The 13,973-nt window shown below is 71.9% G+C and carries 11 protein-coding genes, 1 other RNA gene and 1 pseudogene; 9 read left to right on the top strand and 4 right to left on the bottom strand.

Translation table 11 applies throughout. The features are described 5' to 3' along the window. Positions 1 to 20: 20 nt before the first annotated feature. Positions 21 to 115: signal recognition particle sRNA small type (gene ffs / locus AB0M59_RS07375), an RNA gene on the top strand. A 7-nt stretch (positions 116 to 122) separates the two neighbouring features. On the opposite strand, the gene AB0M59_RS07370 is transcribed toward ffs, so the two are convergent. Then, the gene (locus tag AB0M59_RS07370; RefSeq protein ID WP_364610719.1) at positions 123 to 947 is read right to left on the bottom strand and encodes a fused MFS/spermidine synthase; all 825 of its coding nucleotides are present in this window, start codon (positions 945 to 947) and stop codon (positions 123 to 125) included. Between the two features lie 125 nt (positions 948 to 1,072). Here AB0M59_RS07370 and AB0M59_RS07365 point away from each other — a divergent pair, with 125 nt between their 5' ends. Continuing rightward, positions 1,073 to 3,358 (top strand): DNA polymerase III subunit gamma and tau, encoded by a 2,286-nt coding sequence (locus AB0M59_RS07365; RefSeq protein ID WP_364610174.1) that lies wholly within the window; start codon positions 1,073 to 1,075, stop codon positions 3,356 to 3,358. 48 nt (positions 3,359 to 3,406) lie between these two features. Here the strand turns inward: AB0M59_RS07365 and AB0M59_RS07360 are convergent, their stop codons facing one another. Further along, positions 3,407 to 3,844, bottom strand: coding sequence for a TIGR03618 family F420-dependent PPOX class oxidoreductase (locus tag AB0M59_RS07360; protein WP_364610171.1), 438 nt, complete (start codon positions 3,842 to 3,844; stop codon positions 3,407 to 3,409). A gap of 44 nt (positions 3,845 to 3,888) precedes the next feature. Here AB0M59_RS07360 and AB0M59_RS07355 point away from each other — a divergent pair. Beyond that, a pseudogene (locus AB0M59_RS07355) lies at positions 3,889 to 4,032 on the top strand (winged helix-turn-helix transcriptional regulator); the annotation flags it as partial. Here the strand turns inward: AB0M59_RS07355 and AB0M59_RS07350 are convergent. Next, a complete protein-coding gene (locus AB0M59_RS07350) occupies positions 4,017 to 4,871 on the bottom strand; it encodes an N-acetylmuramoyl-L-alanine amidase (protein ID WP_364610168.1) in 855 nt (284 codons plus the stop codon). The pseudogene AB0M59_RS07355 and the gene AB0M59_RS07350 overlap by 16 nt on opposite strands. 79 nt (positions 4,872 to 4,950) lie before the next feature. Here AB0M59_RS07350 and AB0M59_RS07345 point away from each other — a divergent pair, with 79 nt between their 5' ends. The 4 genes from AB0M59_RS07345 to AB0M59_RS07330 all read left to right on the top strand — a co-directional run bounded on the left by AB0M59_RS07345 (position 4,951) and on the right by AB0M59_RS07330 (position 10,412). After that, positions 4,951 to 5,310, top strand: coding sequence for a YbaB/EbfC family nucleoid-associated protein (locus tag AB0M59_RS07345; protein WP_155549341.1), 360 nt, complete (start codon positions 4,951 to 4,953; stop codon positions 5,308 to 5,310). 5 nt (positions 5,311 to 5,315) lie between these two features. Further along, the gene (gene recR, locus AB0M59_RS07340; RefSeq protein ID WP_364610165.1) at positions 5,316 to 5,912 is read left to right on the top strand and encodes a recombination mediator RecR; all 597 of its coding nucleotides are present in this window, start codon (positions 5,316 to 5,318) and stop codon (positions 5,910 to 5,912) included. 310 nt (positions 5,913 to 6,222) lie between these two features. Continuing rightward, on the top strand, positions 6,223 to 8,250 hold the full coding sequence (locus AB0M59_RS07335) for a trypsin-like serine protease (RefSeq protein WP_364610162.1): 2,028 nt from the start codon (positions 6,223 to 6,225) through the stop codon (positions 8,248 to 8,250). A 194-nt stretch (positions 8,251 to 8,444) separates the two neighbouring features. Further along, on the top strand, positions 8,445 to 10,412 hold the full coding sequence (locus AB0M59_RS07330; protein WP_364610159.1) for a DUF6541 family protein: 1,968 nt from the start codon (positions 8,445 to 8,447) through the stop codon (positions 10,410 to 10,412). 28 nt (positions 10,413 to 10,440) lie between these two features. Here the strand turns inward: AB0M59_RS07330 and AB0M59_RS07325 are convergent, their stop codons facing one another. After that, the gene (locus AB0M59_RS07325) at positions 10,441 to 11,535 is read right to left on the bottom strand and encodes a UDP-N-acetylglucosamine 2-epimerase (RefSeq protein ID WP_364610156.1); all 1,095 of its coding nucleotides are present in this window, start codon (positions 11,533 to 11,535) and stop codon (positions 10,441 to 10,443) included. Between the two features lie 85 nt (positions 11,536 to 11,620). Here AB0M59_RS07325 and AB0M59_RS07320 point away from each other — a divergent pair, with 85 nt between their 5' ends. Both AB0M59_RS07320 and AB0M59_RS07315 read left to right on the top strand, forming a co-directional pair. Beyond that, on the top strand, positions 11,621 to 12,640 hold the full coding sequence (locus AB0M59_RS07320) for a glycosyltransferase family 2 protein (RefSeq protein WP_364610153.1): 1,020 nt from the start codon (positions 11,621 to 11,623) through the stop codon (positions 12,638 to 12,640). Beyond that, positions 12,637 to 13,947, top strand: a complete 1,311-nt coding sequence (locus tag AB0M59_RS07315) for a hypothetical protein (RefSeq protein WP_364610150.1) — start codon at positions 12,637 to 12,639, stop codon at positions 13,945 to 13,947. The genes AB0M59_RS07320 and AB0M59_RS07315 overlap by 4 nt, the downstream gene beginning before the upstream one ends. Positions 13,948 to 13,973: the final 26 nt, after the last annotated feature.

Here is a 13,973-nt window from a genome sequence, read left to right as displayed (position 1 = left end):
CCGGGACCGCTACACTTGACCTCGGACCCCGCGCGGCGTCCACCCTGTGAACCTCCCCAGGGCCGGAAGGCAGCAAGGATAAGCAGGCTCTGACGGGTGCGCGGGGTCCCCTTTTTTTGGCCCTAGAACAGGCCCAGCACGTCTTCCGGGGGCTGGGGCGACGGGGGCCGGTCTTCGTCCGTGATCGGGGTCGCCCTTCCCGCCAGCTTTCGCAGCTCCGCGCCGTGGACGCACCTCGCCGGGAAGGCCGCCGACGCCGTTCGCTGGGCGATCTCCGCTGTGGGGAGGTCCGAAGCCGAGGCCGCGAACACCAGGTTGCCGAACCGGCGGCCCTTCAGCACCGCCGGGTCCGCCAGCAGCAGGACCTGCGGGAACACCTCGCGCAGCGTCGCCAGGAAGCGGCGGGCGAACGGGAGTCCCGCGCCGTCCGTGATGTTGGCCAGGTAGGTCCCCTCCGGGCGGAGGATCGTCGAGATCGCCTGGGTCGCCTCCAAGGTGGCCAGGCCGCCGGCCAGGGTCGCTCGCTCGAACGCGTCGACCACCGCCAGGTCCGCCGTGTCCTCGCGTCTGGTCGCCAGGCCTTCGCGGCCGTCCGTCACCCGGACGCGCAGGCCCGGCACCCGCAGCCCCAGCTGGGCGCGGACCAGCTCGACCAGCTCGCCGTCGGCGTCGAACACCAGCTGCCGCGACCCCGGGCGCGACGCCGCGACGTAGCGCGGCAGCGTGCACGCCGCCCCGCCGATGTGCAGCGCCTCCAGCGGGCCCGGCCGCAGCTGGTCCACGACGTCGCCGAAGCGGCGGACGTAGTCGAACTCCAGGTTGGCCGGGTCGTCGAGGTCGACGTACGACTGGGCGACCCCGTCCACCGACACCAGCCAGGCGTTGCCGCGGTCGGCGTCGCGGACGAGCTCCGCCGTCCCGAACCTGACCGGGTACCGCCCGGCCACCGGACCAGGCTTTCGCGCACGCGCCACGACCGGCGAGCCTAGTTGTCGGACCCTGCCGGTACTCCATCCATGCCCCCGCCACCGCCCTCAACGGAGACGCTTCGCGTCGCGGTAGATTCACGGGCGTGGCTCTAGCGCTGTACCGCAAGTACCGTCCGGCGACGTTCGCCGAGGTAGTCGGTCAGGAGCATGTGACCGAACCCCTCCGCACGGCGTTGTCCGCCGGGCGCATCAACCATGCCTACCTCTTCTCCGGCCCTCGCGGCTGCGGCAAGACGTCGAGCGCGCGCATCATGGCGCGCTCGCTGAACTGCGTGAAGGGACCGACACCGGACCCGTGCGGCGAGTGCAACTCGTGCAAGGCGCTCGCCCCCGAGGGGTCGGGCAGCGTCGACGTCACGGAGCTCGACGCCGCCAGCCACGGTGGTGTCGACGACGCTCGCGAGCTGCGGGACAAGGCGTTCTACGCGCCGGCGGAGTCGCGCTACCGCGTGTTCATCATCGACGAGGCGCACATGGTCACCACGCAGGGCTTCAACGCCCTGCTGAAGATCGTGGAAGAGCCGCCCGAGCACGTCATCTTCATCTTCGCGACCACCGAGCCGGACAAGGTGCTGACCACCATCCGCTCGCGGACGCACCACTACCCGTTCCGGCTGATCCCGCCGGGTGCGATGCGCACGCTCCTGGAGAGCAACGTCGCGGCCGAGGGCGTCGAGGTCGAGCCCGCGGTGTACCCGCTGGTCATCCGGGCCGGCGGCGGTTCGGCGCGCGACACGCAGTCGGTGCTCGACCAGCTGCTCGCCGGCGCGGGCCCGGACGGCGTTTCGTACCCGCGCGCGGTGGCGCTGCTGGGCGTCACGGACGTCGCGCTGATCGACGACATGGTGGACGCGCTCTCGACCGAGGACGCCGCCACGGTGTTCGGCACGGTCGAGAGGGTCACGGAGGCCGGGCACGACCCGCGCCGGTTCGCGACGGACCTGCTCGACCGGCTGCGCGACCTGGTGCTGCTGCGCGCGGTGCCGGACTCCGCGGGCGGGCTGGTGTCCGCGCCGGAGGAAGAGCTGTCGCGGATGGTCGCGCAGGCGGAGCGGATCGGCCTGGCGACGCTCTCGCGGTACGCGGACATCGTCCACAATGGACTTCTGGAGATGCGTGGGGCGACGTCGCCCCGGCTGGTGCTCGAGCTGCTGTGCGCGCGGATGCTGCTGCCGTCGGTGACGGAGGCGGAGAACGCGCTGCTGGCCCGGATCGAGCGCCTGGAACGCCGCGCGACGCTGGCCGGCGGCGGTGGCGCGCCTGCCGAGGGTGGGGTGGAGCCCCCGGTGCGGGCGGCGTCGGACCGGTTCTCACGTCCTTCGCAGCGCCCGGCTTCGGCCGGGTCGGAGGCAGACCCGGAGCCGCCGAGGGCCGAGCCGGCTGCACGACCTGCGGCTGCTCCAGCCTCGGGGTCCGACGACGGCTCTGGCACTCGCGCGGCAGCGGTTGCCGGCGCTCCGGTCGGCCAGTCCGCGGACGGCTGGGGAACCCCGCGCACCGCTACCCCTGCGGGCGCCGGTGCCTCGGCCCCGGGGTCTGGCACATCGGCAGGCCGGCCCGCCGATGGGTCGGGCACTCGCGCGCCGGCTGCAGCCGGTAGCTCGGCACCTCAGTCCGAGGACGGCGGCTGGGGCACCACGCGCACCCCGGGTGGCGGCACGCCCGCCCCGGCCGCGGCAAGCACCGGCGCGCCGGAAACCGGCAGCCCCGCTCCGGCGCCCGCGACAAGCCCGGCGCCCCCGGCGACCGCTGCGTCCGGGAGCCTGGACGCCGCCGCGATCCGGAACGTCTGGCCGCAGCTCATGACCGCCCTGCGCAAGTTCACCGGCGGCCGGAGCCTCGAGGCGATGCTCACGCAGGCCACCGTCGCGACCGTCGAGGGGAACTCCCTCACCCTCACCCACAAGTCCGAACCCCTGGCCCGCCGCCTGTCCGACCAGGACAACGCCCGCAAGATCGCCGGCGCGCTGGCGGACGTCGTGGGTGGCGACTGGCAGGTCCGCTGCGTCCACGGCAACGCCTCGGCCGCGCCCGCCGCGCGGGCGCAGCAGGCCGCGCCCGCGCCGGAACGGTCGTTCACCCGGCAGTCCGCGGCCCCGGCTGCCCCCGCCGCGCCCGCCGCAGCGCCCATCGCGGCGCCCGCCCGGCCCGCGCCGGCGCCCGCCGCCGCACCGGCCCGTCCGCGGGTGGCGACGTCCGAGCCGGACATCCCGCTGCCCCCGGAACCCTCCGACGAGGACGACGAAGACCTCTACAACGAGGACGCGAGCCCCGCGCCGCCGCCGCCCCCACCGCCGCCGGACCAGGACCCGGACGAGCTCGCCCGCAAGCTGATCTCGGACCACCTCGGCGCCCGCCCCCTCGACTGACCGAAGTCCGTGAATGGCCCATCGAGGGACTTCAAGTCCCTCGATGAGTCATTCACGGCCCGTCAGGATGCCCAGGGGCCGATGCCCGTCACCCGGTCCGCCGTGATCCGCACGATCACGGCGGTCGGCGAGCCCTGGTTGCCCAGCACGTACCCCCAGATAGCGCTGGGCCTGCCGGTCCATCAGCGCCGTGAACTCGTCGGCGATGTCCGGCCCCACGATCCGGGCCGTGCCCCGGACCAGCAGGTACTGCGGCAGCCCGCGCGCGTCGTGCCCGTCGTGGTCCTCGATCAGCACCGTCACCCGCGGGTCGCGGCGGACGTTGCGCACCTTGGGCCGCCGCCCCTCCATGCCCATCACGATCTCGTCGCCCTCGCGGCTGGCCCAGACCATCGAGGTCTGCGGCGAGCCGTCCGGGTTGATCGTCGTCAGCACCGCGTTGAACGGCCGCTCGAACAGCCGGTGGCAGCTTTCGGGAAGTGCCATGCTCCCGAGACTAGGAACCCGACAGGTACCGCTCAGCCGCGGCCCGCCGGGCGTACGCCGAAGCGCCGCCCCGCGTCGAGTACTGCCTGACGACGCTCGGGGAGACGCTCGTCGAGCCCATCGGCGTCCTCGCGAAGTGGGCGACGAGCCACGGCGAGGCCGTCCTCGAGGCTCAGGAAGCCAGGTAGGCCTCGATCGCCGCCGCGATGGCGGACGCGTACTGCTGGCGCCCCTCGGCGCTGGTCATCCGGGCCGCCTCGGCCGCGTTGCGCATGTTCCCGCACTCGACGAGCACCGCCGGTCGCGTCGAAAGGTTGAGCCCGCCGAGGTCCGCGCGCGCCGAAAGGCCGTTGCCGCCGATGTAGTTCGACGTGCTGAAGCCGCCCGATCGCATGGTGTCCCGGACGACCTGCGCGAGCCGCGTCGACGGTGCGCCCTGCGCGGCGTTCAACGGCGGCGACGAATACGCGACGTGGAAGCCGTTCGCGCCGGCCGCGGTCGAGCCGTCGGCGTGGATGGAGACGACGGCGTCGGCGCTCGCTTCGTTGCCGATCGCGGCCCGGCGGTCGACGCAGGGGCCGACGCCGGTGTCGTCCTGTCGCGTGTAGACGACACGGATTCCCTTGCTCGCCAACGCTTTTCCGACCCGCTGCGAGACGTCCCAGGTGAACTCGTGCTCGGGGTAGCCGGCGTTGGTGGCGGTGCCGGTCGTGTTGCACGGCTTCTTCTGGCCGCGCCCGGCCGGGACCTGCCGGTTGATCTCCGCCGGGTGCGCACCGTTCCCGCCGTTGTGGCCGGGGTCGAGCACGACGACCTTCCCGGAAGCGACCGGCGGCGCGGCGGACGAGGACGGCGGCACCGAAGGCGACGCGGACGGGGAGGACGTCACCGTCGCCGGCGTGGGGGTGACCGTCCGGGTGGTCAAGGGAGCAGGCGCCGGAGCCGCCGGGGCGTCTTCCTCACACCCGGTGAGCAGCAGGGCACCGGCCAGCAGCAGGGGGACAATCGCGCGTCGCACGGCGACCACGGTGCCACAACCCGGCCCCACCCGTGGCGCGACTACCCTGGCGGACGACACAGGCGTGCAGAGAGGACCGAGTGCGATCATGGTGCAACCCGGCGGCGGCTTCGACATTTCCCAGCTGATGCAGCAGGCCCAGCAGATGCAGCAGAAGCTCGTGGAGGCCCAGGAAGAACTCGCCAACACCGAGGTCACCGGCACTGCCGGTGGCGGGCTGGTCACCGCGACCGTCTCCGGTGACAGCCAGCTGAAGAGCCTGCAGATCGACCCGAAGGTCGTCGACCCGGACGACGTCGAGACGCTGTCCGACCTGATCGTGGCGGCGGTGCGCGACGCGTCGGCGAGCGCGCAGAAGCTCACCGAGCAGAAGCTCGGCCCGCTGGCCGGCGGCCTCGGCGGCGGTGGCGGGATGCCGGACCTCGGCGCCCTCGGCTTCGGCGGCTGACGAACTTGTACGAAGGTGTCGTCCAGGACCTGATCGACGAGCTCGGGCGGTTGCCCGGGGTCGGGCCGAAGAGCGCCCAGCGGATCGCGTTCCACCTGCTGGCCGCGGACCCGGTGGACATCTCGCGGCTGCAGGACGTCCTCGGCAAGGTCAAGGAGGGCGTGCAGTTCTGCGAGGTGTGCGGCAACGTCTCCGAGCAGCAGAAGTGCCGCATCTGCCGCGACGAGCGCCGCGACCTCACGGTCATCTGCGTGGTCGAGGAGCCGAAGGACGTCCTGGCGGTCGAGCGCACGCGCGAGTTCAAGGGCCGCTACCACGTTCTGGGCGGCGCGCTCGACCCGCTGTCGGGTATCGGCCCGGAGCAGCTGCGGATGCGCGAGCTGCTCAAGCGCATCGGCGAGGCCGACATCAGCGAGATCATCATCGCGACGGACCCCAACACGGAGGGCGAAGCGACGGCGACGTACCTGGTGCGGATGCTGCGCGACTTCCCGGGCCTGAGCGTGACGCGGCTGGCGTCGGGCCTGCCGATGGGCGGCGACCTGGAGTTCGCGGACGAGCTGACGCTGGGCCGCGCGCTCTCGGGCCGCCGGGTGCTCTAGCGACCCCTGGGGCACTGGCAGTCCGCCCGGCCCGGCTCGACCCGGTAACACCAGGCGACTCCGCTCCCAACGCAATTGCCCGACCGAATGCGTGGTCGGCGAAATTGCGACGAACAGGCGCTTGACAGCTTTCCTGGAAACCGTGGCGCAATAACGGCTCAGGCATGTTACTCGACTGTCGAGTGAGCCTGAAGTGATACGTGTCACGCGCATTTCCTGTAAGAACCGGCGTGCCTTCGGAGATGAGTTCGACGAGGTCGGAAGTGCCTCGCGAAACTGATGAGGGGGAACTCTGGTGGATCGCTCCCGAATGGCCGGCAGATCGGCGATCGGCGGTGTCTTGCTGGTGACCGGACTGCTGCTCGCCACCGTTCCGGCGTCGGCGGTGTCGCACAGCGCGGCCGCCGCCGACGGAACCTACGGCTTCACCGCCAAGCTCACCATGGACGGCCGGGCCTGCAGCGGCGTTCTCGTCGCGCCGGACTGGGTGGCCACGGCGGCCGGTTGCTTCCCGGAGAACCCGCAGGGCGGGGCCCCGGTGAAGGCGACCACGGCCGTCGTCGGGCGGACCGACCTCACCGGATCCGCCGGGCACGCCGTCGGCGTCTCCGGCCTGGTGCTCGCCGCGGGCCGCGACCTCGCGCTGGCCCGGCTCGCCGCCCCGGTCACCGACGTCGCCCCGATCTCGCTGGCGGCCACGGCGCCGGTGGCGGGCGAAAAGCTGCGGGTCGCGGGCTTCGGCCGCACGGACACCGAGTGGGTGCCCGACAAGCTGCACAGCGCGCTCTTCACCGTCGGGTCGAACACCGCCACGACGGCGAGCCTGACCGGGGACGACGGCGCGGACACCTGCCGTGGCGACGCCGGCGGGCCGGCGTTCCGCGAGGTCTCCGGCCGGGCCGAGCTGGTCGGCGTCAGCAGCGCTTCGTGGCAGCACGGTTGCTTCGGCGAGACCGAAACCAGGCAGGGGAGCACGGCGGCCCGGACCGACGACCTCGCGGCGTGGGTGCGGCAGACGGTGCTCGCTCCCGCGGCGAAGGCCGTCGGGCACACGATCGTCGTGAGCTGGAACGGGCTGCCGACGTCGGACAACGCGACCTACTCCGTCTACGGCTCGGCGACCGCCGACGTCCCGGTCGACTCGGCGCACCTGCTCGGGACGACGCAGTCGCTGTCCTACACCCAGGAGCGCCTGCCGGCGAAGCAGACGCGGTACTACCGCGTCGTCGCCACCCCGGCGAGCGGTCCCGCCGGCGCGCCGACGGGCGTCGTTTCGGCCACGACGCCGCTGTCCAAGGGCACCGACTTCACCGGTGACGGCCTGGAAGACGTCGGCGCGGTGTACGACTTCAAGAACGCGCGGACGGGCCTCTACGTCTGGCCCTCGCTCGGTCCGGGTTCGGCCGAGGCCCCGATCCTGGGCAACCCCGCGCTCGCGTGGGACAGCGGGAACGGCGCGGTGAACGCCAACCAGGCGCGCTGGGTGACCGGTGACTTCAACGGTGACGGCCGCAGCGACTTCGCGATGGTCTACGACTACCTCAACAACAGTTCGACCCTCTGGCTCTGGTACGCCAACGCCGCCGGTGGGTTCGACGCGCAGGGCGTCAAGTGGGAGAGCGCGAACTTCACGCCGAGCAAGGCGCGGTTCGTGGCCGGTGACTTCGACGGTGACGGCCGCACCGACATCGGCGCCGCCTACGACAACGGGAACGCGAGCACCTCGTTCCTCACCTGGCACGCCACGGCGACCGGGGTCGACGCTCCGGTGACCCAGTGGACCACCGGCACGGGGACGTGGGGTCTCACCCAGTCGACGTGGGTGGCGGGCGACTTCAACGGCGACGGCCGCGCCGACCTCGCGTCCTTCTACGACTACCGGAACAACACCGCGAACCTGTTCCTCTGGTACGCCAACGCCGCCGGCAAGTTCGACGACAAGGGCGTCAAGTGGAACGGCACGAGCTACACCCCGGCGAAGGCGCGCTTCGTGACCGGTGACTTCGACGGTGACGGCCGCGTCGACATCGGCGCCGCGTACGACAACGGGAACTCGAACACGTCGTTCTCGACGTGGCACGCCACGACGGACGGCTTCGACGCCCCGGTCACCCGGTGGACGACCGGTCCGGGTGTCTGGACCTGGGCGAAGTCGCAGTGGACGGCGCCGGACATCGACGGCGACGGGCGCGCGGACCTGATCGCCGGCTACGACTACGGGAACTCGAACACGGGCCTCTTCTACTGGCACTCCGGTCAGAGCGGCGCGTTCGAGGACAGAGGGGGCAAGTGGAACAGCGGCGGCACCTTCAGCGCCGCTCAGGCGGTGTTCCTCTGATCCGCCGGTGAACTCGGGGGTGGTGAGCCGGAACCAGCCGGCTCACCACCCCCGCCGGCGCCGGGGGCAGCCCAGTACTCTCGCGCCGGTCGCTGTGTGAAAAAATCCCGTCGGCTTGCCGATCGGGGTCGCGCAAGCGTTCGATGTGTGTCCGAATGACGCGCGCCCTGAATCGATGAGCGAGGTGCTCTTCCATGGCTTGGCTTGACGCGGTTCCCAGCGTGTTGCTGTGCGGGTTGCTGCTGGTCCTGCCGGGGCTGCCGATCACGTACCTGCTCGGGTTGCGCCGCCTCACGGCCGTCGCGCTAGCACCGGTCGTCGTGACGGCCGTGGTCGTGTTGACGGCCATCGCCGCGTCGAAGCTCGGCCTCGCCTGGTCGCCGCTGCTCGTGCTGCTCGTCTTCGCCGGGCTGGCCCTGGTGCTCGGCTGTGTGGTCGTCCCCCTGCGCAGGCGGTTGCCGCCGGCGGTGCCGGGGGACAGCTGGCCGGTCGTGGGGGCTTCGGTGGCCGGCCTCGCCGGCGCCGTGCTGCTCGGCGCGCTCGCGGTCCGGCTGTCGATCCGCGGTCCGGAAGAGCTGGTCCAGACCGACGACTCGTCGTTCCACTACAACGCGATCGCGAACATCCTCAACACCCACGACGCCTCCACGTTCATGATCGACACCCTCGGCGTGCCGGGCCGCGCCCACGGGTTCTACCCGGCCGCCTGGCACGACCTGGGTTCGCTGTTCGTCATGATCAGCGGCAACTCCATCCCGGCGGCGGCGAACATCCTGTCGGTCACCATCGCCCTGGTCGTCTGGCCGCTGGGCTGCGTCCTGCTGATGCGCCAGCTCGCCGGGCCCTCGAAGCTGGCGCTGGGCGTCGCCGGCCTGCTCAGCACGGCCTTCGGCGCGTTTCCCTGGGAGATGCTCGGCTGGGGGATCCTCTGGCCCAACCTGCTGGGGCTTTCGTTCGTCCCGGCCGCACTGGCCGCTCTGCTGTCGGTGACCAAGCTGGCGAAGGAAGACGTCATCGGCCGCGGCCGGGCCTGGCTGCTCGCGCCGGCGTTCCTCGTGGCCGTGACCATCGCGCACCCCAACGCGGTGATCAGCCTGGCGGCGATCGCGCTGCCGGTGGTGTTCCTCGGCCTCGCCAGGGCGTCGCTGCGGCGCTACCGCACAGGTGACCGGCTGCGCGCCGGCCTGCTGGCCGCGCCGATCGTGCTGGCCGCGCCGGTGTACTGGCTGGTCGTGGTCAAGTCCGGGGTGTTCGCGGTGACCATGGACGCGGACGTCAAGCCGATCGAGACGCCGTCGCACGCGGTCGGCGAGGCGCTGACCGGGGCGACGAACGGCCGCGGCGCGGGCTGGATCCTCGGCGTGCTCGTGATCGTCGGGGCCGTGTCGTGCTTCCGGCAGCGGTCCCTGCGCTGGCTGGTGGCCGGGCACGCCATTTCCGCCGGTCTCTACATACTGGCCGCGGGCGTGTCCTGGACGGGCCGCAAGGTGTTCACCGGGTTCTGGTACACCGACTCCCACCGGCTCGCCGCCATGCTGCCGATCACCGGGGTCCCGCTCGCGGTGATCGGTGTGCTCGCGGTGCTCACCGCGGTCCGGTCCTGGCTCACGTCGGTGAGTTTCCTCGAACAGCGCCGGACCCTGGCCGCGCGGGCGTCCGCGATCGCGCTGCCCGCGGTGATCCTCCTGCTGCTGACGACCGGTGGCCTGAACGTCCTCGACCACCGCAACCGCGTGCTGAGCGCCTACCCCAAGATCGATCCGCTCGTGAACCAGGAGGAGTACGACCTCTTCAAGCGGATCGCCGACCGCACCGAGCCCGGCACGATCGTGGCCCAGATGCCCTACAACGGCAGCCCGGCGGTGATGGCGCTGACCCGACGGCAGGTGCTGTTCCCGCAGCTGAACATCGGCAGGCTCACCAGCGACCAGATCTACCTGGCCCGCCACCTGAACCAGGCGGCCACCGACCCGCGGGCCTGCGCCATCGCGGATCGCCTCGCCGTGCGGTACCTGCTGACCAACGACATCCCCCGCGGCAACCTGTGGGACGGCGTCGCCTACCCGGCCCCGTCGGCGGGCTTCCGCCAGATCGACGAGGGCGGGACGTTCAAGCTCTACCGCGTCCCGGTGTGCGACGGCTCGCAGCCCCAGACCCGCTGACGAGTCCGGGGCGGCGTGCCGGGAGAGCTCAGCAGTAGCCGAGCTGCGCCAGGGTGTTCACGACGATCTCGGACGGGTGGTACTTGTCCGTCCAGTTGTCGCCGCGGCGTTCGGTGTAGCTGTCGAGGAACGTGCGCAGCTTGTCGCCGCGCATCTCGGTGAGCTCGACGTTCGCGCCGATGCCGACGTGCCGCTCGGTGCGGTGGCGGTGCACCGCGCACGGGATCCCGAGGTAGCCGCACTCCTCCTGGAGACCGCCCGAGTCGGTGACGACGTACTCGGCGCGCGCGACCACCGGCAGGAACTTCAGGTACCGCAGCTTCGGCCGGATGATGAACCGGTCGTCGAAGAGGTGCTCGAGGTCCAGCGCGCGGATCTTCTCGCGCTCCGGCGCGCCGGCCATGTACAGCACCGGCATCTTGCGGCTCTCTTCGCGCAGGATCTCCAGCGCCTCGCGGTACTTGTCCGCCCGGGACAGCAGCTCGAAGCGGTGCAGCGTGGCCAGGCCGAACTTCTCCGGCACGTCGACCACCAGCGGCTGGCCGATCGCCAGGCGCATCGAGTCGATCGCGGTGTTCGCCTCGGTGTCGACCACCACACCGCGGGTGTTCTTCAGGTTCGCGACCTCGCGGGCCGTCGGCGCGAAGTGGATGTCGACGACCTTCGCGGCGATCTTGCGGTTCAGCTCTTCCGGCAGCGGCGACAGGATGCTGCCCGACCGCGCGCCCGCCTCGATGTGTCCGACCCGCGACTTGAGGATCCGCTTCCCGATCAGCGCGCCGTACGGCGTGGTGAACGTGTCGCCGTGCACCAGCACCAGCGGCGGGCGGCCGTCCTCGGTCAGCGCCGCGCGAAGCTCCTGGCGGCGGCCCCACGCGGTGCGCAGCACCTGGGCGGCCCAGCCCGGCACCTGCGCCGGCGACTCGAGGTTGTGCGCCTTCTCGCGCGGCACGAACCAGAGGTCCGGCTCCGGCAGGTTCAGATCGGAAAGGACGTCGGCCACCTCGTCGACGTGCTGCGCGGTGAACCAGATCTTCGGCCGCACCCCGCGCTCGACGATCCCGTGGTAAACCGGCGCGATCTTGATCAGTTCCGCGGTGGTGCCGAGGATGAAGGAAATCACCGTGAGAGCCCATTCCTGGTCGGGGAGCGGTGGCGTAAGGATACTGGCCGACCCGCCGCGGGGGCCCCCGGGTAGCCTCGGCACGGTGAGTGCGAACCCGCTCCTCCCCTCGCTGAGTGTCGTGATCCCGGTCTACAACGAGCAGGACTGGATCGAACGCAGTGTCGGCGCCCTGCTCGCCTCGGCCGAGGCGGCGAACTGGCCGATCGAGGTCGTCGTCGTGGACGACGGCAGCACCGACGCCACGCCGTCGCGGCTCGACGACCTGCGCGAACGCCACGGCATCACCGTGCTCAGCCAGGCCAATTCGGGCCGGTTCGAGGCGCGCAGCGCGGGGATCGCGAAGTCGTCCGGCGAATGGATCACGCTGCTCGACAGCCGCGTCATCGTCGACGAAGGCAGCCTGACGTACTTGCGTGACCAGCTCGTGGACCATCCCGAGCGCGCGGTCTGGAACGGCCACATCGACGTCGCCTCCGACCACAATCCCTACGCGGGGTTCATGGCCGGGCTGGTGAAGGTGCCGTGGCGCAAATACTTCTCGAATCCGCGGCTGACGTCGTACGGAATCGAGGAATTCGACGTCTACCCGAAGGGCACGACGTTTTTCTGTGCCCGCCGGGCTCTTCTCGAAGGGTCGATCACGGCGTTCGTGTCGTTGTTCGACGACATCCGCTTCGCCAGTGACGACACCCGCATGCTGCGGTGGATCGCCGAGCGCGAGCAGATCTGGCTGTCACCCGGGTTCTCCGCCGTCTACAACGGCCGCGACTCGTTCAAGAAGTTCGCGCAGCAGGCCTACTTCCGCGGCACGACCTATGTGGACTCCTACATCGGCTCGCCCGGCCCGGCCCGCAACGCGCTGTTCGGCGCGCTGGCCGCCGGCGTCGTCGGGCTGGCCTTCGCCGCGAAGAAGCCGAAGACGACCCTGGTGGCCGGCGTGGCCGGCGTGGTCGCGGCGGGCGAAGTCGTGAAGAAGTGCGGTGCGACCGGCCCGGAGGCCCGCGCGGTCACCAAGCTGCTGCCGGTGTTCGCCGGCGGCTTCGGCGCCGGTGTCCTGCGTGGACTGGCCATGGCCGTGCGGGCGCGGCTCCGGCGCCGATGAGCACCGCGGGCGTGAAGGGCGTGGAGACCGGGGCGCGCAGCGGCCGGACGACGGCGGGCAGTCTCGGCAGCTCGCTGCTGGTGTCGATCGGCCTCGGCTACGTCCTCACGGTCGCCAGCCAGCGCCTGCTGCCGCCGCAGGAATACGCCATCTTCGTCACGTTCTGGGGCCTGCTGATGGGCCTCGGCAGCACGCTTTCCCCGCTGGAGCAGGAGCTGTCCCGCCAGTCGGCGGTGGCGGCCCTCGGCGGCGGCAAGGCGGGCCGCCCGGCGCTGCGGGCGGTCGCCGTCGGCGTGGTCGTGGCCGCCGCTTTCTCCCTGGCCCTGCTGATCCCGCCGGTCAACGACCGGCTGTTCCACGGCGACTGGTCGCTGGCGGTCATCGTGCTGGCCGGCGGTGTCGCGTTCGCCTGCCAGTTCGGCACCCGCGGGCTGCTGATCGGGCAGCACAAGGTGAAGGCGTTCTCCCTGCTCGTGGTCGCCGAACCGGCGGTGCGCGCGCTCATCCTCGGCGTCCTGTTCGTGTCGGTCGCCTACAACGTCGTTTCGCTGGCCGTCGCGGTCGCCGCGGGCTCGTTCGCCTGGCTGCTGTTCGCCCGGCCGGCCCGGCGCCTGCTCGACCCGCACGTCGAGGGCGACGGCTGGGGCGTGACCACCCGCCGGATGGGCATGCTCCTGGCCGGCGCCGCGCTGACGTCGGCGGTCATCACCGGCTACCCGGCGCTGGTCGGCCTGCTGGCTCCCGGCGGCGACGGCGACCGCGTCGGCTCCCTGTTCGCCGCGCTGGTCATCGCGCGGCTGCCGCTGACCCTGATCGGGCCGGTCCAGTCGCTGGCCGTGCCGTTCGTCGTCCGGCTCTCGGTCACCGAAGAGGGGCGCCACCGCCTGCGCCGCGTGCTGGCCCTCGGCGCCCTCGCCTCGCTGGCCTTGGCCGCGCTCGGCGCGCTGGTCGGGCTGTGGCTCGGTCCGTGGGCGGTGCGGTTCGTCAGCGGCCCGGGCTACGACATCGACGGCTGGTCGGTCGCGGGCCTGGTGTGGTCTTCGGTGCTGCTGGTGCCGATGCAGCTGCTCACGGCCGTGCTCGTGGCCCGCACCCAGGCGAAGCTCGTGCTGGTCAGCTGGGCCGTGGTCACCGGCACCGCGTCGCTGTTCCTGCTCTTCCTGCCCGGCGACACGGTGTTCCGCGCGGTCGTCGCGCTGGCCGCGGCGCCCGCGCTGGGCCTGGCCGTGGTGCTCGCGTTCGTCCTGCGGCGTGCCCCGGAAACCGGGACGGCGACAACCGCGGGCACCGATGAAGCGTCTTCTTAGCGGGCCAGTAAGGTGTCATGCGCCCG

The organism is Amycolatopsis sp. NPDC051371 (genome assembly GCF_040682155.1).
Lineage (GTDB): Bacteria > Actinomycetota > Actinomycetes > Mycobacteriales > Pseudonocardiaceae > Amycolatopsis.
This window is presented reverse-complemented; position numbering and strand designations above follow the sequence as displayed.